Consider the following 24,218-nt stretch of genomic DNA (forward strand, 5'->3'; position numbering starts at 1 on the left):
CTTTGCAAGCCGCCCAGGACGGTTGACAAGCGATGTGAAAACGATTTCACATGCCGTCAATAATCGAGCGTCAGGGAGGCGCCTAATGACATCGACTTCCGCCACAGGACTGTTGACTCACGAGTTGATCCGTTTGGGCGGCGCCGCCTCGGACAAGGCGGACGCCATCGCCCAGGCGGGCGCGCTGCTGGCGGCGGCGGGATGCGTCGACCCCGACTATGCTCAGAGCATGATGCGCCGCGAGGCGGCGGCCAACACCTTCCTGGGTCACGGCGTGGCGATCCCCCATGGCCTGGTGGAGGACCGCGCGATGGTGCGCCGTAACGGCATCGCCATCCTGCAGTTGCCGAACGGCGTTGAATGGAATCCAGGCCAAACGGCGCGGCTGGTGGTGGCGATCGCCGCCCAGTCCGACGCACATCTGGACGCGCTGCGCCGGTTGACCCGCCTGCTCCAGGACGAAGACCGGCTCGTGCGGCTGTTCGAGACAGACGAGCGGTCAGAGATCATCGCAGCGTTGCAGGACGAGCATCAGACGGCCGCCCAGGGCGCGTCCCTGGGCGACTTGGCCGTCGTCTTCGATTGGGTCGTGCCCTATCCCTCGGGGCTGCATGCACGGCCGGCGGCCCGATGGGTCGAGACCGTCCGTGGTTTCGCCGCCCAGGTCAGGGTGCGGCGAAACGCCGATGCCGGGGATGCGAAGTCTCTGATTTCACTTCTGCAACTGGGGCTAAAACACGGCGAGTCCGTCGTCGTCTCCGCGACGGGATCCGACGCGGAGGCTGCGCTCGCCGCCCTGCGGCGCGTGATGGACGGCCTGTCCGTTCAGGAACAGGCCGACGCCGCGCAGGCGGCGGCGCGCGCCGCTGAGCGCGCACCGGACTGGAGCCCGCCGGGGGCGCCCGCCTATATCGCCGGCGTCGCAGCCTCGCCGGGCCTTGCGATCGGAACGCTCAGGAAGGTGTCCGCCGTCGAGGCCGAGATCCCGGATAGGCCCGTCGCCCTGACCGAAGGAGGGGCGATGCTCGACGCCGCCCTGAGCACCACGCGCTTCCAGCTTCGAGCGCTCGCGGACGATACGGCGCGACGCGTCGGAGAATCCGAGGCAGGCATATTCCGCGCCCAGTCGGAACTGCTCAACGACACCGATCTCATTACTCTGACCTGCCAGCTGATGGTGGAGGGCCATGGCCCCGCCTGGGCGTGGAACGCGGCGGTCGATCGGATCGCCGCCGGCCTCAGCGCCCTGGGCAACCCGGTGCTCGCCGCGCGGGCGGCGGATCTGCACGACGTCGGACGGCGCGTGCTGACCGTGCTGGAGCCGACGCTCAAAAGCGACGCCCTTTCCGGCTTGCCCGACGCGCCGACCGTGCTGGTGGCCAGCGACCTTTCGCCCTCCGATACGGCGGCCCTGAACGTCGACAAGGTCGCCGGCCTGATTACAGCTCTGGGGGGACCGACCTCGCACACGGCCATCCTGGCGCGGACTCTCGGCCTGCCCGCTGTCGTTGCGGCGGGATCGGCGGTGCTCGATCTGGCCGATGGGGCGACGGTCATCATCGACGGGCAGGCTGGGCGGCTGTATCTGGAGCCCTCGGAAGCGGACGTGATTTCCGCCAGCGCCTGGCTGGAGGCCCAGCGTGAGGTCCGCGAGCGGGAAAGCGAAGTCCGCGCCCTGCCCGCAGTCACCCGCGACGGGCGCCGCATCGAGGTGGCGGCCAATATCAACCAGGCGCACCAGGCCGCCTTCGCCCTGTCGCAGGGGGCGGAGGGCGTCGGACTGATGCGGACGGAGTTTCTGTTCCTGGAGGCCGATCACTCCCCGGACGAGGCCGAACAGTTCGAGGCCTATTGCGCCATGCTGGACGCGATGGGCGGCCGACCGGTCATCGTGAGAGCGCTGGACATCGGCGGCGACAAGCAGGTCGCCCATCTTGAGCTGCCGCGCGAGGACAATCCCTTCCTGGGCGTGCGCGGCGCACGGCTGCTGCTGCGGCGTCCCGAACTTCTGGAGCCCCAATTACGCGCGCTTTACCGGGCGGCGGCCCACAGGCCCGGTACGCTTTCGATCATGTTCCCCATGATCACCTCCGTCGGCGAGGTTCTGGCCTTAAAGGCGATCTGCGCCCGTATCCGCGCCGAGGTCGGCGGGCCCGAGACGCCCCTGGGCGTCATGATCGAAGTGCCGGCGGCTGCGCTTCAGGCCGAGTCTCTGGCGCGCCACATCGACTTCTTCTCGGTCGGCACGAACGACCTGACGCAATATGTGCTCGCCATCGACCGCCAGAATCCCGACCTGGCGGCTGAAGCCGACGCCCTGCACCCAGCGGTGCTGCGGCTCATCCATGAGACCGTCAAAGGGGCCGAAGCCCACGGCAAATGGGTCGGCGTGTGCGGCGGCCTTGCCGGCGACCCGTTCGGCGCAAGTCTGCTTGCGGGACTGGGCGTCCAGGAACTGTCGATGACCCCGCGCGAGGCGCCCGCAGTCAAGGCGCGGCTGCGCGAGGCCCTGTGGCCTGACCTGCGCGAGCTGGCCGAAAGGGCGCTGGCGGCGGAATCTGCGGCGGATGTGCGCGCCTTGGAAAGACGCGGCGCATGACCGAGCGGATCGTCACCGTCACCCTCAATCCTGCGATCGACCTCACCGTCGGCGTCGATGCGCTACGTCCCGGCGAAACCCATCGCGCGCGTGCGGCGGGCTCCAACCCGGGCGGGAAGGGCGTCAATGTCGCGAGTTGCCTGGCTGACTGGGGGGCGCCCGTGACCGCCGCCGGTTTTTTGGGCGCAGAGAACGCGGCCCTGTTCGAATCGCTCTTCACGGACAAGGGGATCAAGGACGCCATGACGCGTCTGCCGGGCGCGACACGGGTCAACATCAAGCTGGCCGAGCGCGACGGGCGAACCACCGACGTCAACCTGCCCGGACTATCGACGGCCCAGGACGACTTGGCGGGCGTGCGCGCTGTACTCGAGCGTTTGTCGCCGAGTCTGCTGGTTCTGGCGGGAAGTCTGCCGGAGGGTCTGCCTGGCGGCACTTGGGCGGATCTGTCCGCCGAGTGGCGCGCGCGGGGCGCACGGGTCATCATGGACGTCAGCGAGGGGCCGCTCGCCTTGGCGCTGGCCGGGCCGAGGTCCCGTCCGCATGTCCTGAAGCCCAATCGCGACGAACTGTCGATCCTGGCGGGGGGGGCGCTCGACGACATCGGCCTGTTGCATCAGGCCCGCCTGATCCGCGCCGGCGGGGTCGCGCTGACCGTGGTGTCCCTCGGCGCGGGCGGAGCCCTTTTTGTCGGGTCGGACGAGGCGCTTCACGCCGAGGCCTTGCAGGTCGACGCCTTGTCCAGCGTCGGCGCAGGCGACGCCATGGTCGCCGGTCTGGCGGCGGCCCTGGTGGAGGGCGCGGATCTGGATCGCACCGCGCGGCTCGCGACCGCGTTCGCTGCGGGCAAGCTGCGGGTCGTCGGGCCGCATCTGCCGCCCCGAGAGGTGATCGAGGGCTTGGCCGCACAGGTGAAGATCAAGTCCGCCGATGCGTGGGTCGGCGCGCAAGACGGCGCCGCATAGCGTCGCTGCAGAGAGGAAAGACACTCATGTTGTTGGCCATCATTGTCGGGGACATGCAACGCACGACACAGGCGTTGCTGGCGTCCGAAGCCTTGCGCAGGGCGGCGGCCCGTCGCGGTCTGACGCCGCCGATCGAGGTTCAAGTCGAGGGGGCGGTGCTCGGCGCCCTGGAGGTCGACGCCATGCCCGACCTTCTGCTGTTGGTCGGCGACCCCGAACCCCGACCGGTCGGATCCGAGCCCGTCCGCACTGTGGCGACCCTTGAGGCGGTCTTGGCCGACGCCGACGCCGTGCTGGCCCGCGCGATCGACGGCGCCGGCGCCCCCGCACCGACGGCGGGGCTCAGGCGGATCGTCGCCGTCACCTCCTGTCCGACCGGAATCGCCCACACCTTCATGGCGGCGGAGGGCCTGAAGGCGGGCGCCGACTCGCTGGGCTACGCCATTCGTGTGGAGACCCAGGGTTCCGTCGGCGCGCGAGACGGCCTGACGCAGCAGGAGATAAACGCAGCCGACGTCGTCGTCATCGCGGCGGATACCCAGGTCGATCTGTCGCGCTTCGCCGGCAAACGCGTTCTGGTCACAGGGACGAAGCCCGCCATAAACGACGGCGCGGCCCTGATCGAACGGGCGCTGGCCGAAGCCCGATCCCATGACGAGGCGCTGACGCCGACCCCGGGCTCGACGCCCGTCAAGGCGCCCGGCGGAGCCGGCGTCTACAAGCATCTGATGACGGGCGTGTCCTTCATGCTGCCCTTCGTCGTGGCGGGCGGGCTTCTCATCGCCCTGGCCTTCGCGGTCGGCGGAATCTACGCCGGCGACCAGCAGGGCACCTTCGCCGCCGCCCTGTTCCAGATCGGCGCCAAGGCCGCCTTCACCCTGATGGTGCCCGCTCTGGCGGGCTATGTAGCCTTCTCGATCGCCGACCGGCCCGGCCTTGCGCCCGGCATGATCGGCGGCGTCCTCGCGGCTCAGCTCGGCGCCGGCTTCTTGGGAGGGATCCTCGCCGGCTTCATCGCCGGCTATGCGGTTCGTCTGATGAGCCGATGGATTCGTCTGCCTCAGGGGCTCGAGGGGCTGAAGCCGGTGCTGCTGCTGCCGCTGCTGGGAACCCTGATCACGGGGCTGGCGATGATCTATGTCGTCGGCCGGCCGACGGCCCTGGTGCTGGCGGGCCTGACGGCCTGGCTTCAGAGCCTCCAGGGCGGGGGCGCCTCCACTCTCGGCGCCCTGCTCGGCGGCATGATGGCGATCGACATGGGCGGTCCCATCAACAAGGCGGCCTATGCGTTCTCAACCGGCCTCCTGACCAGCGACGTCTATGGCCCGATGGCCGCCGTCATGGCGGGCGGCATGACGCCGCCGCTCGGCCTCTTCCTGGGCACGCGTCTGTTTCCTCAGCGCTTCACGCCGGCGGAACGCGCGGCCGGTCCCGCCACGGCCTTGCTGGGGCTGGCGTTCATCACCGAGGGGGCCTTGCCGTTCGCCGCGCGTGATCCCTTGCGCGTCATCCCCGCACTCGTTCTGGGCGCGGCGACGGCCGGGGCGATCTCAATGGCCGTGGGCGCCGAGTTGCGAGCGCCGCATGGCGGGCTCTTCGTCATGCTCATCCCCAACGCCGTCAGCCATGTCTTCGCCTATGGCCTGGCCGTCCTCGCAGGTTCGGCGATCACGGCCGTGGCTCTGCGCGGACTGTTGCCCCGCCAAGTCGCGTAAACCCAAGAAAAGATAAAGGGAGAGGGATCGCTTATGCGTCACATATTGAAATCGTTTTCAGCCGCCTGCGTCGTCTTCGCGTCGCCGGCCGTCGCGCAGGACGCGGGGCGTGTCGTAAACTGGCAGGCAGGCTACACCGGCGAAGGCGCTGCGGTGGTCGACGGCGGGCTGGACCGAACCGGCGCCTACGCCGGTCAGCTCATGGTGGGCGCCGACGTCGATCTGAACCGACTGGCCGGTTGGAAAGGGGGCCGGTTGCACGTCGCCTTCGTCAACCGCCACGGCGACAACCTTTCCGAAGACGGGATCGGCAACAGCACCTCCGTTCAGGAAATCTACGGCGCGCAGAACAGCAGACTGACCCTGTTCACCCTTGAGCAGAGCCTGTTCGACGGGCGTCTGGTTCTGGAAGGCGGGCGGACCGTCGCCAACATCAGCTTCCTGGGTTCGCCCCTGTGCCAATATTTCCAGAACAACGCCGCGTGCGGCAATCCCACCTTCGTCTTCAAGACAAGCAATTTCACCTGGTGGCCTGTGTCCAGCTGGGGCGCGCACGCCAAGGCCTGGTTAACGCCGAACATCTACGCCCATGTCGGGGTCTATGAGGTGAATCCAGAGCGGTCTCGCGACAGCGACCACGGCTTCGACTGGGACACCCACGGGTCCACCGGCGTCGATGTGCCCTTCGCCCTGGGATACCGCACCGACGACGACACAGATCCCTACCCCCGAATGTATGAGATCGGCGGCTGGTATGACGAGGCGGACTACAATGATCCGCTGCGCGACGAGACCGGAGCCCCGGCTGTGGTGTCAGGCGCGCCTTATGCGGTGCGCAACGGACGATCCGGCGTGTTCGCCCGGTTCGAACAGAAGGTCTGGAAACCTGAATCCGAGGGCGAGCGGGGATTGACGGTCTTCGGCGCTGTCCTTGCCGCGACCTCCGGCGAGACTTTGGAGACGGATTTTCAGCAGCTGGGTTTCGTTCTGAAAGGCCCCTTCGCAAGCCGCCCGGCGGATAGCCTCTCCTTTGTGGCGTCCCGCCAGGCCTACTCGGACGCGGCGCTGGAAAACCTTCGCCTCGCCCGCGCCGGCGCTGGCGGCTTTGGCACGCCGGCCGACGACCAGATCATGGTCGAGCTGGGCTATGGTCTTCAGGTGACGCCCGCCGTGCGGGTCCAGCCCAATCTGCACTACATCGTCAATCCGGACCAACTGAACGCGCCGGCCCGGAGGGTCGATTTGCCCGACGCGGTCGTGATCGGTGTTCGGCTGGATATCGACCTGGCCGGTGCGCTGGATCTGAACCGCTGACGAGAGGGCGCGGCTGCACCTGCTGTCAGACGGCCGCCGTCCCCGCTGCCAAGGGGCGACGGCGGCCTGACCATCACCGGGCGCATCCCGCCCGCCGCAGAGCGGACGGGACGAACGCGCTGCATCGAACCCTTCGCATTGAAATGCCGCGCTCCCGCACGCGGTGGCATCGACGGCGTCGCTCGGCTGACCAAACGCCCAACCAATCCGGTCGAGGGCGTCTCTCGGCGCTCATCGTTGCTCATGATGGACGGACGGAGGCCTCACACCTCGCTGCTCAGCTGCACTGCCATCTCAGTCCAGGCGCGTCACGCGAATCGCCATCCATGGACGACCAGGCAGCTCAAGAGTCGGGCGTTCGCGATCATGGAAATAGTATTTGGTGTCCTTGGCCGACATCACAAACGCGCCTGGCACGCGCTCGATGGTCATGTTCCATGTGTCGATCACGTCAACGGCGAAGCGCTCTCCGCCTTTGATCTCGTCGCGAGGCAGATCAAGGGCCCACTGGGTGGGAGCCTCCTCGCCGAAATAGCGCAGGTAGTATTGGCCGGGGATGCCGCCCAGGTGCTGCTCCCACCATTTGTCGATTGGATCGATACCGGGCTTTGGACCGGCCTCCATGAGACTCTTGAGGAAGGTCAGCCGCGGCGCGCTTTCGCCGCGAAGTTCTCCTCCCTCGCCCAGCCAGAAGCCATCGTCCGGATGTCTAGGCAGGCATTCGCTATGGCCGACATAGGTTCCGCCGATCAGACCATGCCAGAAGCCGCGCACCAGCTCGGGGCCCGTGAGGTTTCCCCAACGCTCATCCAGATTCCCCTCGTAGCAGATTTCATCGAATATGACGGGCTTCTTCCAAACACTGCGGTAGGTCTCGGCGCGTGCATCATCGCGAACGGCCGCACCATTTTGAATGCTGGCGTGCGTCACCCAGGGCTTGCCGTGATCATACAGCCGTCGCCAGTTGTGGATCGAGCGTAGTCGGCCGTACGGGTCCTCGGTTTGAACCAACTGGAACATTCGGTCGAAATCGGCGTCGGTTTTGCTTTTCAGCAGATCGTATTCGTTGGCTAGCGACCACCATACGTTCCGATAGGCCGACAGACGGGCGATGATGTAGCGGACGTAGTGATCATCAGCCTCGGCCCCCATCTCCTCGAAGCCGTAGGTCTCGTCGTAAGGGTGAAACAGAATAATGTCGGCCTGCACGCCTTGGTCGCACAGCGCGGCCACGCAAGCATCCAGTCTTTGGAAGTAAGCCGGATCGAAGCGGGCCAGATCCCAATCACGGTTGCCTGGTCCCGTCCTCGCGAACGGGAAGATCGCTTCATTTGTCTTGATGGTCGCGTTGGGGAAAACCAGCATTCGGAGCTTGTTGAAGGGCGACGCTCGAAGCGTCTCGAGCGTCTGACGCCGCTTCAACTGAGGCTGGTGGGTCCAGCCGTAACTCGTCGTCCCGACCTGACGAAAGGGCGTCCCGTCCGCATAGGCGAAATGGTAGCCGTCCTTGACCCCAACCGGCCCCCGGTTGCCCGCTGCCGGCGCCACGGCTTCAAAGCGACCTTCGCGACCATTGAGAGCCGGAAAATCGCTCTCTACAAACCATCGCCACTGGCCCGTCTCGGGTGGTGAGAAGCGGATGCGATAGACGTCATCGCCGTCGTAGAAGCCGGCCGCTCTGATCGTTGTGACGCCGTTGGTGAAAACGCCCCGCAGGCTCACCTGGTAGGGCGCGACTGCGCCCGAGGCGGTCAGCGCGGCTTCGAACAGGCCCCAACGCTCCACACTCATCCCATGAGCCTGAGAGGCGAAGGCGCCCTGACCGCCTAGAGCCAAACCCGCTGCTCCGGCGGCTACGACACCCCTCCGGGTCATACCCAGCGTCATCATTTCGTCTCCCCAAAACTCTGCGGCATCAAATCCGATCAAAAGTCATCATACAAGTCAGCTTCGGTGACAGCGACGTCCCGCCGCGTTCGGAGACCTGCCGGCGCTGAGAATCCGGTGCCTTCACAGGCCTTCCATGTCGCCGCTGATGGCGCGCGTGGCGGCCACAGCGTTGCGGGCCATCAGTGCGCCGCCGGGGTTCTCGATCAGTCAGGAAAGGGGTGTGACTCTGACGGGCTGTCGACGACGAAGGCAGGGTATTGAAACGCGTCGTTCAGCGACGTCGCGACAAACCGGCGGCGGCCAGGCGGCTTAAGCAGCGACGGTTCCGAAGCCCCGGTTTAGCGTTTCGGCGCTCTTTAGTGGGACACCCCACGCCAAACGAAATCCCCGCCGACCAAAGACTTCACCCCGTCAGCGTCGGGATGGTGCTCTACGGCTGCAGCCGCAAACGACGCATTCGGCGAGGAGAAAATAGCGGCGAAAAGCTATCGGGGTGCAGCCGCTCAAGCTTGCGGTCGGGTTAGGGCGAAAGACGGCTTCGCCGCTCTCGTCGTCAGCCCGTGACGGCCTTAGTCGATTTGTCCTTCGGCCCTGGACGCCGCTTACGCCAGGACTGCTCGATATGGTCCCTCATGGCCGCCGAAGCGCCGGCTGCGTCGCCCGATATGATGGCGTCGAACACCTTCGTGTGCGCCTCATGGGTCGCACGGATATGGTCCACATTGAGCCGGCCGCTGTAGCTGTAGGTCTTGATCGCCTTGCTCTGGATGCTGTCGATGATGGCCTTGCTGAGCCGATCTCCCGAAAGCCGCATGATGATGTCGTGGAAGGCCACATCCTCGTGCACATAGCCGGCGGGCGTGGCGATCAGCTTCTCCAGCTTCTGCATCTGTTGGGTCAGCTCTGAAATGGCTTCCGGCGTAATGTTCCGCGCCGCCTTGGCCGCCATGTCCCCTTCCAGCGAGGCCCGGATCGACGAGAGATTGTCGAGATAGCTCAGGCCGTCCTCGCGCCGGAACAGGGCGCTGAGGATCATCGGGTCGAGCAGGTTCCACGACGAGGGATCCTGGATGATCGTCCCGCGGCCCTGCTGCGAGATCACAAGGCCCTTTTCCGTCAGCGCCGTCGTCGCCTCGCGCACCACCGTCCGGCTGACGCCGTAGATGTCGCACAGCACGTTCTCGGGCGGCAGGGCTGAACCGACGGGATGGATCTCGGTGACGATGGCGTTCACCAGATCCTCCACGACCGCAGCCGCAAGACGAGGACGCCGAGTGGCGCGGTGAATGGAGGGGTTTGGCAGGGCGGTCATATTCGTCGGCATCTCGCTGATTCCCGAAGCGACTTTGCGGGAGGCCAGATCGTATCACGATATGGAATTCGCCGCCGCCGCCCCTTTCCACGTCAAGCTCGCCTGAACCGCACAGTCAAGGGTTGCCAACACTCAAACATCATACGTATTATCAAATTGGACCGACGGTCCGGCATTCGACATGAGACGACGTATGAAGATCACCGGGTATCGCAGCCTGACCACGGTACACGACTGGGGACGGCCGGTCGGCGACGTCAACGGCGTCGTCGAGTCCGGCCTGACGGAGGTGCCGGTCCTGCTCCTGGAGACAGACGGCGGACTGACGGGCGTCGGCCTTGGTCAGCACGCCGACATCGCCCGCGTCTTTCCCGCCGTCGAGGATGAAGATCCACGGGCCGTCTCGTCGCTTTACGACCGCATGCTGTCCCATGTGTTCAAGAGCGGCCACGCCGGATCGACCTATGGCGCCATCGCCGCTGTCGACATGGCCTTGTGGGACCTCAAGGCGAAAATGGCGAACGAACCGTTGTGGCGGACGCTGGGGGCGCGCGACCGGTTCGTGCCGGGTTACGCCTCGGGACTTTGCTATGGGCTGACGGACGCCGCTTTCAGCGACCTCTACGAACGCTGGGCGGATCTCGGCTTCACCTCCGCCAAGATCAAGGGCGGCAAGGATCAGGATCGCGACATTCGGCGGTTGCTGGCCGCGCGCGAGATCATGAGCCGGAATACGGATCGCCCCGCCATGATGCTGGACGTCAACGAATGCTGGAGCCGCAAGCAGGCGGTGCGCCATATCGGAGAGATCGAGGCGCATCTCGACCTGACCTGGATCGAGGAGCCGCTGCGCCGCTGGGATGCGGAAGGGCACGCGATCGTCAGCCGCTCGGTGAAGACGGCTGTCGCCACCGGGGAAAACCTGACGGGACTGGATCAGTTCACGCCGCTGTTCGACGCCCGCGCCATCGATGTCGTCCAGACGGGCAGCGTGTGGGGCATCACCCATTTCAACCGCGTCGCGGTCGCCGCCCATGCGCACAATCTGCCCGTCTCTCCGGTGGGCTATAACGCCAATCCCGTCGCCCATGCTGCGGCGGCGGTCCCCAATATGGTCGGGATAGAAATCCAGGATTTTGGTTTCCCCCTGGGTTTGAGCGTCGATCAGCAGATCATTGACGGCGGCATCGTCCTCGGCGACAGGCCCGGCCTGGGCATCGAGGTCGATGAGATCGCTATCGCCAACAATCGCCTCAACGGCGCATGGTCCAAACCGGAGGGGCCGCATGTCCGACCCCGGCGCGCGGGTCTGGGTCTGGTGCCAAACAGCCGCGCCGCAGCGGAACGATAAGACGTCTCAAGACGCGATCGGGGAACGACAGGATGCACAAGACCAGGATCGGGCGCGACGGCCCGAACGTCTCCGTACTAGCGCTGGGCGGCGCCTCGCTGGGCGGCGTCTATCAGGACGTCTCACAGGGCGAGGCGGACGCTGTGGTTCAGGCGGCGCTGGACGCCGGGATCAATCTGATCGACGTGGCGCCCTATTACGGTCTGACGCGCGCCGAAACGGCCCTCGGCGCCGCGCTGAAGGGCGTACCGCGCTCCGACTTCGTGCTGATGACCAAGGTTGGCCGCTACGGCGACAAAACCTGGAATTTCTCGCGTGAAGCCACGCTGCGCAGTCTGGACGAGAGCCGAGCCCGGCTCGGCGTCGATTACATCGATGTCCTGCAATGCCACGACATCGAACATGGCGACCGCCGCCAGTTGATCGAGGAGGCTCTGCCGACGCTTCGTGACCTGAAGGGCCAGGGGGCGATCGGCCGGATTGGAATCACCGGCTATGACCTGTCGGTGCTTGAGGACGTGGCGACCACCGAACAGGTCGACACGGTCATGGCCTACTGCACCTACAGCCTGCAGGACCGGCGTCTGGCCGGTGTCGCACAGCGTCTGGGCCGCAGCGGCGTGGCCGTCTTCAATGCGTCTCCGCTAGGCATGGGATTGCTGACGTCGAAGGGACCGCCGGACTGGCATCCCGGGCATCCTTCGGTCTGGGCGGCGGCCGCAGAGGCGGCGCGACGCTGTGAGGCCCTGGGCGTCGATCTGTCATTTGTGGCCCTCCAGTTCGCCCTCCAGACGGCGGCCGCCAACGGCATCGTCTCGACCGTCGTCGGCATGTCCAAGCCCTCGAACCTGGACCGCAACATCGAAGCCCTGACCACGCCGATTGACCCGGCCGTCCTGACTGCGGTCGAGGCGGCGCTGGCGCCCGTGCGCGACAAGGGGTGGGATGTCCTGCCCGGCGGAGGCGGCAAGGCCGGGAAATGATCGATTCCCACCTCCATCTCTGGGATCCCGGACAACTGGACTACGACTGGCTGCAGCATGTTCCGGCGATCGCCGGGCGTCACGGGCCGGAGGATTTCGTGCGGCTGGATCGCCGGCCGAGCCAAGCCGTCTTCGTCCAGGCGGACTGCGCCCCGACCCAGGCGCTGGCGGAAGTGGACTGGGTGGCGGGCTTGGCGCCGTCCGCGCTCGACATCCCTGCGATCGTCGCCTTTGCCCCGCTGGAGACGGGAGCCGCCGTTCAGTCCCACCTCGACGCCCTGATACGCCGCCCACAGGTTCGCGGCGTGCGACGCTCGACGCAGAACGAGGCGGACGGCTTCCTGTCGACGCCCGCCCATATCGACGGCATGGTCGCTGCGGCCGAGCGAGGTCTGACGCTGGACGTCTGCGTCCGCGACCGCCAGCTGCCCGAACTGGTGAAGGTGCTGCAGACGTTCTTCGCGCGCGTCCCCACAGCGCGGGTCGTTCTGGACCATCTTGGAAAGCCGGACATCGCTCTGCACGGCGGCGACATCACGGGCGCCGACTGGGCCGACAATCTGAAAAGACTGGCGGCATTTCCCCAGGTCTTCGCCAAGATTTCCGGCCTGACCACCCAGGATGACTGGGCTACGGGACGGGACGCGACCCTGCGTCCCTATATCGATCACGCCCTCGCCTGTTTCGGTCCTGACCGGCTGATGTTCGGCGGCGACTGGCCTGTCGTTGATCTGGCGGGCGGCTACGGCCGATGGCTGACGATCTTCGATCAAGCGACGGCGCACCTGTCGGCCGAAGATCGCGACCGCATCTCCGGCGGCGTCGCTGCCGACGTCTACCGTATCACCCCCTCGCCCGACGTTCAGGAGACGGCCCGATGACCCTCGAGACCCCGGCGCGGTATGTCGCCGGCCCCGGCCGCGTGCGACTTCAGCTGTCGCTGATGGTCAACTTTTTCCTGCTGATGGCGCTCTACAGCGGCGTTCTGGGCGTGTTGCTGCCCAACCAGATCGCGGCGCTGAATCCGGTGGAGAAGGCGAACAATCTCGCCCTGATGTTCGCAATCACGTCGGTCTTCTCGACCCTGACCACCCCCATAGCCGGGGCCCTTTCGGATCGCACCCGCACGCGCTGGGGCCGCCGTTCTCCGTGGATCGCGATCGCGTCGCTGATCGGGTCGCTGTGCCTGTTCGGCGTCTCCTGGCAGACGAGCTTCTGGTCGCTGATGGTCCTGTGGGTCATGGCGACCGTGGCCTACAACGCCATGCAGCCGGCGATGACGACCGTGATCGCGGATCGATTCTCGCCGGAGTCGCGCGGCGTCGTCTCCGGCGTCGTGGGAGCCGGCATGACCGCCGGGCTGACCGCAGGCACGGTCGTCGCCGGCTATCTGGCTGGCGCCCAGGTCCTGGCCTACGGCCTGTTCGCCGTCGCGATCGCCGTCTCTTGCCTCGCCTTCGTCCTGATCAACCGCGAACCGTCTACCGCTCACCAGCCGGCGCGCAGCTTCTCGTGGATCCCGTTCGCCAAGGGCTTCTGGATCAGTCCGAAAGAGCATCCCGACTTCGCCTGGGCTTTCGCCGGTCGGTTTACGATCTACATGGGCTATCAGGCGGTCGCGGCCTATCTGCTCTACATCCTGCGCGACTACATCGGCCTCTCCGACGCCGCCTCGAACATCGCCATCGCCAATATGGCCATGATCACCCTGGTCTGCCTGGTCGTATCGTCCCTGGCCTCGGGCTTTCTGTCCGACCACTTCCAGCGCCGCAAGCCGTTCGTCATCATCGCCAGCCTGATCATGGGGTGCGCCATGGTGGTTCCGCTGCTGATGCCGAACATGAACGGCATGTGGATCTACGCCGGCGTCATCGGGGTGGGCTACGGCATGTTCATGTCGATCGACATGGCCCTGATGACCCAGGTTCTCCCCCAGAGCGCGGAGGGCGACGAGGGCAAGGATCTGGGCGTGCTGACGACCGCAGTAAATATTCCGCAGATCCTCAGCCCCGTCATGGCGGCCATTTTGTTGAACGTCTTCGGCGGGAACTACGCCGCCATCTTCATCGCCGCTGTGATCTTCGTCTTCGGCTCCGCCTTCTGCGTCCTGCCAATCAAATCCGTGCGTTAGCCACAATATTCGTAAGATGTATGATGATAATTTGACATACATCCCTCCCCCTGCATAAGCTTTGTGCAAGGCTTGAAAAAAAGCCGTTGGGGTTGAAACGAACAGGATCCGAGGATGTCCAAAAAGACGACAATGATGGCCGCGACCGCCTTGGGGCTGGTCGTCGCATGGTCGCTTCCGACCGCGCTCATGGCGCAGGAAGCGGCCCCGCCCCCGCCCGCCGATCAAGATGTCAGCAATGTCGACGAGATCGTCGTCACAGGCATCCGGGCCAGCCAGGCCCAATCGATCGACATCAAGCGCAACAACATCGGCGTGGTCGATTCGATCGCTTCCGAGGACCTCGGCAAACTGCCGGACCAGAACGTCGCCGAGTCGCTGCAACGCATCGCCGGCGTCACCATCGAACGGAACCGTGGCGAAGGCCGCTACGTCTCTGTTCGCGGTTTTGGACCCAAGTTCAACGCCGTGACCGTGAATGGACGCACCCTGGCCACGGACAACAACGGTCGCGAGTTCTCCTTCGACGTTCTGCCCTCCGAGGTCATCGCGGGCGCCGACGTCTACAAGTCGCCGCAGGCCAACATCAACGGCGCCTCGATCGGCGCGACCATCGACGTGCGCACTCTCCGCCCTCTGGAGCAACGCAACGCCGGTTTCGACGCGGCAGGCTCCATCGGTTCGATGTGGGCGGAACTGCGCGACACCTACAATCCCGAGGCTTCGGGCGTCGTCAGCTGGCGTAACGAGGATCGCACCCTGGGCGTCGCCCTGTCCGCGTCCTACAGCGACCAGCAGGTGCGCGACGACGAGTTCACCATCGGCGCGGGCCACGTGTACCGCTCCAGCACGGACTCCTATTACAACGCCGGCGGCGTCGCCGGCGCCCGGATCGGCCCCGGCGTCGCGCCCTTCAGCCGCGTCTCCATGCCTTCCAACCTGTCGCCCTTCTTCTTCGAGCGCGACAAGACGATGACCGGCCTGAACGGCGTCGTTCAGTACAAGCCGATGGACAATCTGACCCTGACGGTCGACGCCCTCTACGCCAACGCCGACATCACCGAGCAGCAGACCGGCCTGGCCTATGACTTCGCCGGCGGCCGACTGGTCGAACAGGTCGTCCAAGATGGAGAGGCCGTCTACCAGCGCTACCAGGGCGGCTTCGTCGACCAGATCATCCAGTATGATCACCGCGAGGTCACCACCAACCAGTTCGGCTTCAACGCCAAATGGCAGGCGACCGACGACCTGAGCCTGACCTTCGACGCCTCCTCCTCAAAGGCCGAGCGTCGCGGAAAGGAAGACAATGACTTCACGACGATCCGCCGCAAGAACGTGGACCTGTGGTTCGACCGCCGGTCTGGCAGCCCGATCTACGACTACGGCTTCACCAGCCCGAACTACGCCAATGCCGCGACCAACCCCCAGGGCGTCACCGCTCACTACTATATCTGGGGCGGCGGCTCGGACGTCGATGACGAGATCAACGAATACCGCCTCGACGGCGCGTGGAAACCCGCTGGCGCCGTTTCAGTCTATGCCGGCCTGAGCGCCCAAAGCCGCACCAAGACGATCAACGCGTCGGAAATGCCTTTCGGCGAACAATGCGCCTACTGCGACTCCAATCAGCTGTTGCCGCAATCCCTGTTCCAGTCGACCGACCGCAACTTCTTCGGCGGCAAGGGCGGCGGCGACATCCTTCGCGACTGGCTCATCTACAATCCCCGCGACCTGATCCTTCAGGTCAAGGAATACGCGACCCGCGACGGCAAGGCGTTCAACCCGGCGGTCTTCTCCCCATCGGCGTCCTCGGTCGTCGATGAGGACGTTCTGCTCGGCTATCTGATGACCAACATCGATACCGAGCTGGCTGGCATGCCCCTGGCCGTGAACTTCGGCGTGCGGATCGAGGACACGGATTACACCTCGTCCGGCGCTTCGCGCACGGTGCTCAGCGCCACGCCCAATGGCGCAGGCCAGAACATCATCGTCGTGTCGCCGGTCGTGCCCGTCAGCTTCGACGGTCACTACACCGACATCCTTCCGTCGCTGAACGCCCGTCTGAACGTCACGGACGATCTGATCCTGCGCTTCGCCACGTCTCGCGTGATGACCCGCCCGACCCTGTCGGATCTGTCGCCGCGCCAGAGCATCCAGACCAACCCCGGCAACGAAACCATCAAACGGGGCAATCCGGACCTGGAGCCCTTCCGGGCCACCCAGATCGAAGCCGGCGTTGAATGGTATTTCGACAAGGCGTCGCTGCTGTCATTCGCGGCCTTCTACAAGAACATCGACTCCTTCGTGACCCTGGTCACGACGCCCCAACGGGTCGATCAGGTCACCTTCCAGGTCACGGTTCCGGCCAATGGCCAGGGCGCTGTGGTGAAGGGCTTCGAGCTCGGCTATCGTCAGGCCTTCGACAACCTGCCGGCGCCCTTCGACGGCCTGGGCGTTCAGACCAGCTTCACCTTCGCGGACTCCGACGCCAACTACACCAACACCGTCGCGAACGTGTCCTACGGCCTGGAAGGCCTGTCCAAATACTCCTACAGCCTCGTCGGCTTCTACGAGAAGGGTCCGATCCAGGCCCGGATCGCCTACACCTGGCGCGACAAGTTCCTTCAGGTCGCCTCGGGCCGAAACGGCGAACCGGAGTATTTCGACGCCTATGGCCAGCTGGACGTCGGCGCCTCCTATGACATCGGCGACAACTTCACCGTCTTCGTCGACGGCCTCAACCTGACGGACGAGGACGAGTTCATCTATTCGGTCAGCGAAGACCGAACCAAGGAATTCCGCACCACTGGCCGCCGGGTTTCGGCGGGCGTGCGCGTCCGCTTCTAACTCCCTCTCCCCTGCCGATTTCGGTCAGCCGCATTGCGCCCGTCGCAATGCGGCTTCTTTTTTGCGCAGCCTTGACGATCAAAGCCCTGCCCACTAGCAAACATCATACGTCTTATGTTTAGAGGGGCAGGCGATGAGATTGGCGGGAAAGACCGCGCTGGTGACGGCGGCGGCTCAGGGCATTGGTCGCGCGACGGTGGAGGCCTTCCTGGAGGAAGGCGCCTCGGTGATCGCGGCGGACATCAACACCGATCCGTTGGCCGATCTGCCAGGCGTCACCGTCCGGAAACTGGATGTCACGGACCCTGACGCGGTCAAGGCCATCGCCGCCGAGTTTGCAGGGGTCGATGTCCTCTACAATTGCGCCGGCTATGTTCACGCCGGCACGATCCTGGACTGCGATGAAGACGTCTGGACCTTCTCGAACGCCCTGAACGTCACTGCCCAGTACCGGATGATCCGGGCCTTCCTGCCCGCAATGATCGCCAATGGCGGCGGCTCCATCATCAACATGTCGTCGGTGTGTTCCAGCATAAAAGCCGTCCCGAACCGGTTCGCTTACGGCGCCACCAAGGCCGCCGTCATCGGCCTGACCAAGTCGGTCGCGGCCGATTTCGTGACCCAGGGCGTGCGCTGCAACGCCATCTGCCCCGGCACAGTGGAAACCCCCTCGCTTCTGCAGAGGCTCCGCGACACCGGCGACTTCGACAAGGCCTATGCGGAGTTCACCGCACGTCAGGCGATGGGGCGCTTCGGCCGTCCGACGGAACTGGCGGCGCTGGCGGTCTATCTGGCGTCCGACGAATCCGCCTTCACCACCGGCACGGTCAATGTGATCGACGGCGGCTGGGTCAACTGAGCTTCTCGGGGAAACACCATAATGAAACTGCTGCGTTTCGGCCCGATCGGCCAGGAAAAGCCCGGCGTGATCGACGCCGAGGGTCAAATCCGCGATCTCAGCGCCATCATCGGCGATATCGACGGCGAGGCCCTGTCCGACGCCGGCCTGGCCCGGATCCGCGCCCTCGACATGACCGCCCTTCCGCTGGCCCCCGAGGGGGTTCGATACGGCGCCTGCGTGGGCAAGGTCGGCAAGTTCCTGTGCATCGGCCTGAACTATGCGGATCACGCTGCAGAGTCGGGCCTGCCGATTCCCGAAGAGCCTGTTCTCTTTTCCAAGGCGACGTCCTGCATCGTCGGCCCGAACGATCCGGTTCTGAAACCGCGCGGTTCGACCAAGCTCGACTGGGAGGTCGAGTTGGGCATCGTCATCGGCAAGGACGCCGCCTACGTCTCGGAAGCCGAGGCCGAGGCCTGTATCGCCGGCTATTGCACGATCAACGACGTGTCCGAGCGCGCCTTCCAGACCGAGCGGGGCGGCACTTGGGACAAGGGCAAGGGCTGCGACACCTTTGGCCCCATCGGCCCCTGGCTGGTGACCCGCGACGAGGTGGCGGACCCCGCGAACCTGCGACTGTGGCTGAAGGTCAATGGCCAGACGTTCCAGGACGGCTCGACCGCGACGATGATCTTCAAACCGGCCTTCATCGTCCATTACGTCAGCCAGTTCATGAGCCTGCAGCCGGGCGACGTCATCTCGACCGGCACGCCGCCTGGCGTCGGCCTGGGGCAAAAACCGGCCCCCGTCTATCTGAACGCCGGCGACGTAATGGAACTGGGCATCGAGGGCCTGGGGGAACAGCGACAGGTCGTCGCGCAAGCCTGAGTTACACCCCCCGTCCGCATTGACACGAGAGGCTCATCCGCTACGTTATTTTCATAATACATAATATGTTTTGGGAGCGTGCGTATGGGCCAGGGATCAGGATTCGGCAGGATTGCCGCTGGCGTGATGTCCGTCGGCCTTGCGCTCTCAGCGACGAGCGCCCTAGCCCAGGCGGTTGTCCATGTCTCACCAGAGGGAGACGACAGCAACAGCGGCAGCCAAACGCGTCCGGTGCAGTCGCTCACGCGCGCCCAGGCGCTGGTTCGAAGCCAGAACGGGCGCTCCGATGTGACCGTCGAACTCGCGGGCGGCACCTATCGGCTCGACCGCCCCCTGACGTTCACGGCCCCCGATGGGGGCCAGGGCGACCACGGCGTGATCTGGCGCGCCAAGGCCGGAGACACACCCGTCATCTCCGGCGGCTTCGACGTCTCGGGCTTCATGCTCTTCGACGACGAACGCCGCGTCTATGTCGCCGACATTCCCAAGGGTCTCGACGCCCGTCAGGTCTGGGTCAACGATACCCTGGCGGAGCGGCCCTGGCTGGAGATCCGTGCTTCCGACCTGAACTTCACCGCAACCGGGATCGAGATCACCAATCCGGATCTGGCCTACATCGGCGCGATCCAGCACCCGGACCGCCTTGAGGTCGAGGCCACAGGTTTCTTCACCGACCGCTTCTCGCCCGTCGCCTCGATCAGCGGCACGACCCTGACGATGCAGCAGCCCGGCTGGGACAACAACACTTGGGGCTACGACACGATCTCGAAGCCGATCTTCCCCGACGACTCCCGCCTGTTTCTGGTCAATGCGCCCGAGTTGATCGGCAAGACCAACGACTGGCACGCCAAGCCCTACCAATGGTTCATCGATCCGAAGGCCGGCAAGCTCTACCTGCGCATCGCTCAGGACGACGACATCGCCAAACTGCGCGTGACCGTGCCGGCCTTGCCTGCCCTTATGTCGATCAGCGGCACGCCGGATGCGCCGATCCGGAATCTGACATTCAGCGGTTTGCGGTTTTCCTACACCTCATGGATGGGGCCGTCCGAGCCAACGGGTTACGCCAACCAACAGAGCGGCGCCTTCCTGAAGGATCCCTCGCCGCTGCGGCCAGCCGACGCCTGGTCGAGCTGCGGTTGGGGTTGCCCCGAGTTCGAGTCGATGCGCCAGCTTTGGAACCAGATGCCCGCAGCGGTCCAGGTCGCCGCAGCCCGCAACATCGTTTTCGAGAACAACCATTTCACTCAGTTGGGCCAGATCGGTCTCGGCCTCGGCAATGACGCCAACGCCAATCTTTCCGGCGTCGGCCTGGCCGTTCAAGACATCCGCGTGACCCGCAATCATTTCGGCGTCCTGTCAGGCAGCGCGATCATGGCGGGCGGCATCCGTCTGGACGCTCACCACCCGACCAGCCCCGATCTGATCAATCGCAACATCGAGATCGCGGACAATGTCATCGCCGGCGTCAGCCAGGACTACAAGGATAATGCGGCGATCCTGACGACCTACATCGACGGCGCCCGCATCCTGCACAATGACATCACCGACGCCCCCTATGACGCGATCGCCGTCGGCTGGGGCTGGGGCTACAATGATGCCGGCGGCAATCCGAACTATGACGAGAACCAGAAGGGCTATCTCTACAACACCCGGTTCACCACCCCGACGACCCTGCGCAACACCCTGATCGAGGGCAACCGGATCCACGGGGTCAAGACCTGGTACATGGACGGCGGGGCCATCTACAATCTGTCGGCCAACCCCGACGCCATCATTCGCGCCAACCACATCTTCGACATCGGCGACCGGATCGCCGTCTATCTGGACGAAGGCTCCAAGCACTTCACCGTCACGGGCAATGTCATCGACACCCAGGGCAAGTGGCTGAACATCAATACGGCGGGTCGGATGTATCAACGCCGGATCTCGACCGACAACACGGCCACCGGCAACTGGCACAACTCGATGCGAACCGGCGGCCGCTGGCTGCGTGAAATCGGCAATGTGGCCGAGGGCAATATATTGGTCCCGGACCGCGACTGGCCGGCGGACGCCCAGGCGGTGATCGACGCCGCAGGTCCCCGTCGCGAGGCCGGTCAATGAGCGCCGTCTCGCGTCGCGGCCTGCTGGGCGGCGCCGGCCTGGCAGGCCTGGCCGCCACGGCGCCCGCCGCGTCTGCGCATGCGTTTCAAGCGTCGGCGCTGGACGTCCTGGACCTAAAGGCTCACTCGGCCGTCGAGCCCATGGGGCTGGAGGACCAAGCCGTGCGCCTGTCCTGGCGGCTTCAGAGCCCCGACCGCGACGTGCGCCAGACCCGCTACGAAATCCAGGCCGCCAGCACCCGCGAACTGCTGGAGGGGGGCACGCCGGACCTGTGGCACGCGGGTGAGGTCCTCACCGATCAGAGCATGGACGTGTCCTGGCTGGGCAGTCCGCTGAAGTCGCGCCAGGTCGTCTGGTGGCGGGTTCTAGTGCGCGACAACAAGGGCCGACGCGCGACCAGCGCCTCGTCCCGTTTCGAAATGGGGCTGCTCACGCCGTCCGACTGGCGCGCCGAATGGATCGCCGCAGAGACAGAGACAGCGCGCGCGGATCGTCAGGCCGGCCTGTTGTGGATGCGCGGCGACCGCCCTTCCGATAAGTCCGACCGTTATTTCCGCCTGAGCTTCGACCTGCCGTCGGCGGCGGACGTGACCCTGTTCTCCATCGCCAATTTCGACTCCGACATCTGGCTGGATGGCCGCACAGTCGAGCGACCGCCCCACCCGTCCATCGCCTTCGGCGTGGCGCCGGTCGCCGAAACCCGCCACCCCCTCGCTGCGGGCCGCCATGTGGTGGCCATCCGGGTCAAGGATCCAGCCGGGTTCAATGAGCCGAAACTGCACGAGATTTCCGCCGCCGTTATGGTGCGCGCCGATCTTGGCCGGGGCCGCACCGTTCGCATCACGTCGCGGGGGATGAAGACAGCCTTGCACGCCCCGACGGGCTGGGAACGCCCCGGCTTTTCCGATGCGCGCTGGTCCGCCGCAGAGGTGTCGAAAATACAGCCGCAGTCCTGGCCCGGATACGGCGCCTTCCTTCTGCGCAAGGCCTTCTCCGTCTCCAAGCCGGTCGCGGCCGCACGCCTCTACGCCACGGCGCTGGGCGTCTACGAGGCCCAGATCAATGGACGGCGGGTCGGCGACGCCTTGCTGAGCCCCGAGAGCACCGACTTCCGCAAGACCGCCCTCTATCAGGTCCACGACGTCACCGATCTTCTGGTTCCAGGCGACAACGCCATCGGCGCCATGGTCGGGGACGGCTGGTACGGCAGCTATCATGCACCCGCCGGCCGCTACGCCTTCGGCGACGCGCCGCTGCGGTTCCTGGGCCAGCTGGAAATTCTCTATGTCGACGGGACTCGCGATCTGGTCGTGTCGGACGCGACTTGGCGCCTGACCGAGGCGCCGGTCACGCGTGGAGAAATCTATTACGGCGAGGACTATGACGCGCGGCTCGAAAGGGCCGGTTGGGCCAATGCCGGGTTCGACGCCGCCGAATGGCGCGCGGTGGATATCGCGCCGACGCCGCCCTGCGTTCTGAAGGCCCAGGTCAGCCCCCCGCTGCGCCGCATCGAGACGCTGAAGGCCAGAACGGTCGCCAAGGTGGGGACCAGCTATGTCCTGGACTTCGGGCAGAACTTCGCCGGTTGGGCGAGATTGAAGGTCCGCGGCCAGGCGGGCCAGGCGATCACGCTGAAGTTCGCGGAGGTCCTGCAGGCCGACGGCCACGTCGACCAGTCCAACCTGCGCGCCGCCCGTGCAGCCCTTGTCTATACGCTCAAGGGCGATCCGGCGGGCGAGACCTACGAACCGCGCTTCACCTATTTCGGCTTCCGCTATGTCGAGGTCGAGGGGCTGGAGCAGGCCTTGGGCCGCGCGCCGACAGCGGACGACGTGGAGGGGATCGTCGTCTCCTCAAACCTGACCGAGACGGGTCATCTGCGGATCGCCAACCCGGTGATCCACGGCCTGTGGCGAAATACGCTGTGGAGCCAGCGGTCGAACTTCTTCGGGGTGCCCACCGACTGCCCCCAGCGCGACGAACGGCTCGGCTGGACCGGCGACGCCAATGTCTTCTGGGACGCCGCCGCCTTCAACATGGACGTGGCGGCCTTCACCGAACGCTACGCCGGCGACATGCGCGACGCCCAGGGACCGCGCGGGGAGTTCCCCGACTATGCGCCCGCAGGCTGGCAGGACCTGGGCCTCGGAACCTCGCCCGGCTGGGCCGACGCCGGCGTCATGCTGCCCTGGACGACGTGGCGGCGCTACGGCGACACCGCCATCATCGATCAGAACTGGGCGGCGATGACCCGCTATCTGGGCTTCATCCTGGACAACAATCCGGACCTGATCTGGCGCAACGAACGCGGCTACGACTTCGGCGACTGGGTCGCGCTGGACGCCGTCAATCCAGGCGACGAAACCACGCCCAAGGCCCTGATCGCCACCGCCATGTGGAAGCACTCGGTCGAGGCCATGGCCGATATGGCGATGGCGTCCGGCCGTCGCCCCGACGCCACCCGCTATCGCGATCTGGCCCGGCGCCTCACCTCCGCCTTCCAGCGGGAGTTCGTGCGACCGGACGGCGCGATGGGCAACGGCTCGCAGGCCGGCTACATCCTCGCCCTGCGGTTCGGCCTCGTTCCCGAGGCCCTGCGGCCCGCCTCCACCGCGCATCTGGTCGCGGATATCCGGCGGCGCGGCACTCTGCTGTCGACCGGATTCCTGGGCACGCCCTACAGCCTGGACGCCCTGGCCGACAACGGACAGGACAGCCTGGTCTATGACCTGCTGCTGCGCACCGACTTCCCGTCCTGGGGCTATATGATCCGCAAGGACGCCACCACGATCTGGGAGCGGTGGAACGGCGACGTCGGCGATGTGGCGATGAACTCGTTCAACCACTATGCGCTGGGCGCCGTGACCGGCTTCGTCTTCCGCCGCATCGCCGGGATCGAGCCGACGAAACAGGGCTTCCTGACCTTCCGCTTCAACCCGGTCCTGGACGCGCGCGTCCCCCGCGGCGGGGGTGACTACGACAGCATCCTTGGCCGGATCACCACCGACTGGGAGATGAAGCCGGACGGCGGCTTCGACCTTAGGCTTGTCGTTCCCACCAACAGCCGCGCCGAGGTCCACATTCCCGCGACATCGCCAAATGGCGTGCGAGAGAACGGCCTGCCGCTGGCCCAGGCCGCCGGCGTCGCCGTGCGCGGCATGGAGGGCGATCGGCTGGTGCTCGATGTCGGGTCCGGCGCGTATCGGTTCCAGTCCCAGGGCTGACCGACCCTGACGCCAAAAAAGCCCTGCCGGGTCGGACCGGCAGGGCTTTTCAGTG

General features: G+C 65.8%; 15 protein-coding genes. 13 read left to right on the top strand and 2 right to left on the bottom strand.

Annotated elements, in window-relative coordinates; translation table 11 throughout:
* The first annotated feature begins 85 nt into the window (after positions 1-85).
* From ptsP to GGR11_RS09835, 4 genes are read left to right on the top strand one after another with little or no spacing between them, the layout of a single operon-like run.
* Positions 86-2,599 (top strand): phosphoenolpyruvate--protein phosphotransferase, encoded by a 2,514-nt coding sequence (gene ptsP / locus GGR11_RS09820; RefSeq protein WP_183196579.1) that lies wholly within the window; start codon positions 86-88, stop codon positions 2,597-2,599.
* A complete protein-coding gene (locus tag GGR11_RS09825) occupies positions 2,596-3,564 on the top strand; it encodes a 1-phosphofructokinase family hexose kinase (protein WP_183196580.1) in 969 nt (322 codons plus the stop codon). Before ptsP ends, GGR11_RS09825 begins: the two co-directional genes overlap by 4 nt.
* A gap of 26 nt (positions 3,565-3,590) precedes the next feature.
* Positions 3,591-5,279 carry a fructose-specific PTS transporter subunit EIIC gene (locus GGR11_RS09830; protein ID WP_183196581.1) on the top strand — a complete coding sequence of 563 codons (1,689 nt, stop codon included), beginning with the start codon at positions 3,591-3,593 and terminating at the stop codon, positions 5,277-5,279.
* Positions 5,280-5,324: 45 nt separating this feature from the next.
* Positions 5,325-6,593: a carbohydrate porin gene (locus GGR11_RS09835; RefSeq protein WP_246331754.1), complete on the top strand. Its 1,269-nt coding sequence runs from the start codon at positions 5,325-5,327 to the stop codon at positions 6,591-6,593.
* A gap of 294 nt (positions 6,594-6,887) precedes the next feature.
* Here the strand turns inward: GGR11_RS09835 and GGR11_RS09840 are convergent, their stop codons facing one another.
* The gene (locus GGR11_RS09840; RefSeq protein WP_246331755.1) at positions 6,888-8,483 is read right to left on the bottom strand and encodes a DUF5605 domain-containing protein; all 1,596 of its coding nucleotides are present in this window, start codon (positions 8,481-8,483) and stop codon (positions 6,888-6,890) included.
* A gap of 553 nt (positions 8,484-9,036) precedes the next feature.
* Positions 9,037-9,795, bottom strand: coding sequence for a FadR/GntR family transcriptional regulator (locus GGR11_RS09845; protein ID WP_183197812.1), 759 nt, complete (start codon positions 9,793-9,795; stop codon positions 9,037-9,039).
* A 193-nt stretch (positions 9,796-9,988) separates the two neighbouring features.
* Here GGR11_RS09845 and GGR11_RS09850 point away from each other — a divergent pair, with 193 nt between their 5' ends.
* The 9 genes from GGR11_RS09850 to GGR11_RS09890 all read left to right on the top strand — a co-directional run bounded on the left by GGR11_RS09850 (position 9,989) and on the right by GGR11_RS09890 (position 24,163).
* Complete coding sequence (locus GGR11_RS09850) at positions 9,989-11,146, top strand: mandelate racemase/muconate lactonizing enzyme family protein (RefSeq protein WP_183196583.1); 1,158 nt, start codon at positions 9,989-9,991, stop codon at positions 11,144-11,146.
* A 32-nt stretch (positions 11,147-11,178) separates the two neighbouring features.
* Complete coding sequence (locus tag GGR11_RS09855) at positions 11,179-12,129, top strand: aldo/keto reductase (RefSeq protein ID WP_183196584.1); 951 nt, start codon at positions 11,179-11,181, stop codon at positions 12,127-12,129.
* Positions 12,126-13,010 carry an amidohydrolase family protein gene (locus GGR11_RS09860; protein ID WP_183196585.1) on the top strand — a complete coding sequence of 295 codons (885 nt, stop codon included), beginning with the start codon at positions 12,126-12,128 and terminating at the stop codon, positions 13,008-13,010. The genes GGR11_RS09855 and GGR11_RS09860 overlap by 4 nt, the downstream gene beginning before the upstream one ends.
* Positions 13,007-14,260 carry an MFS transporter gene (locus GGR11_RS09865; protein ID WP_183196586.1) on the top strand — a complete coding sequence of 418 codons (1,254 nt, stop codon included), beginning with the start codon at positions 13,007-13,009 and terminating at the stop codon, positions 14,258-14,260. Before GGR11_RS09860 ends, GGR11_RS09865 begins: the two co-directional genes overlap by 4 nt.
* A gap of 114 nt (positions 14,261-14,374) precedes the next feature.
* Positions 14,375-17,107 (top strand): TonB-dependent receptor, encoded by a 2,733-nt coding sequence (locus tag GGR11_RS09870; protein ID WP_246331756.1) that lies wholly within the window; start codon positions 14,375-14,377, stop codon positions 17,105-17,107.
* Between the two features lie 133 nt (positions 17,108-17,240).
* Positions 17,241-17,966, top strand: coding sequence for an SDR family oxidoreductase (locus GGR11_RS09875; protein WP_183196587.1), 726 nt, complete (start codon positions 17,241-17,243; stop codon positions 17,964-17,966).
* A gap of 21 nt (positions 17,967-17,987) precedes the next feature.
* Positions 17,988-18,833 carry a fumarylacetoacetate hydrolase family protein gene (locus tag GGR11_RS09880; RefSeq protein WP_183196588.1) on the top strand — a complete coding sequence of 282 codons (846 nt, stop codon included), beginning with the start codon at positions 17,988-17,990 and terminating at the stop codon, positions 18,831-18,833.
* A 288-nt stretch (positions 18,834-19,121) separates the two neighbouring features.
* A complete protein-coding gene (locus tag GGR11_RS09885; RefSeq protein ID WP_343051116.1) occupies positions 19,122-20,939 on the top strand; it encodes a right-handed parallel beta-helix repeat-containing protein in 1,818 nt (605 codons plus the stop codon).
* Positions 20,936-24,163, top strand: a complete 3,228-nt coding sequence (locus GGR11_RS09890) for an alpha-L-rhamnosidase (RefSeq protein ID WP_183196590.1) — start codon at positions 20,936-20,938, stop codon at positions 24,161-24,163. Before GGR11_RS09885 ends, GGR11_RS09890 begins: the two co-directional genes overlap by 4 nt.
* Positions 24,164-24,218: the final 55 nt, after the last annotated feature.

The sequence above is a fragment of the Brevundimonas mediterranea genome (assembly GCF_014196125.1).
In the GTDB taxonomy this organism is placed as follows: Bacteria; Pseudomonadota; Alphaproteobacteria; order Caulobacterales; family Caulobacteraceae; genus Brevundimonas; species Brevundimonas mediterranea.